The sequence below is a fragment of the Rhodococcus sp. MurmanLake-1 genome, assembly GCF_056945715.1.
The window spans coordinates 1-279 of record NZ_JBWZNF010000079.1 but is presented as its reverse complement, the minus strand read 5'-3'; the positions used below and the strand labels follow the sequence as shown (position 1 = coordinate 279).

Here is a 279-nt window from a genome sequence, read left to right as displayed (position 1 = left end):
GACTTCCACACTGCGCCCCGGCGCCGGTGCGATATCGCGCAGGATCGAACTGGCGTAGCGCATGGTCTGGTCGGTGAGGTTTTCGCCGCGTACAAACGCCAGCCACTGGCTCTGGCCAATGTCGAAGCGGTAGCCAACGCTCGCCCCCAAGGTGGTGTAGCCATCGGTGCCGGTTTCGTTGGCGGGTTTGCGGTGCTGCGACGCAGCGTGCTGCACGTCTACCCGCGCCTGCCAGCGGTCCAGTTCCCAGACCAGACCGCTGTTCAGGCGCAGCGGGGC

The 279-nt window shown here is 66.7% G+C and carries 1 protein-coding gene; it reads right to left on the bottom strand.

The genetic code is table 11. The features are described 5' to 3' along the window. On the bottom strand, positions 1-279 hold a 279-nt coding region (locus tag AC2ETI_RS32730), incomplete at both ends, for a hypothetical protein (RefSeq protein ID WP_483635065.1).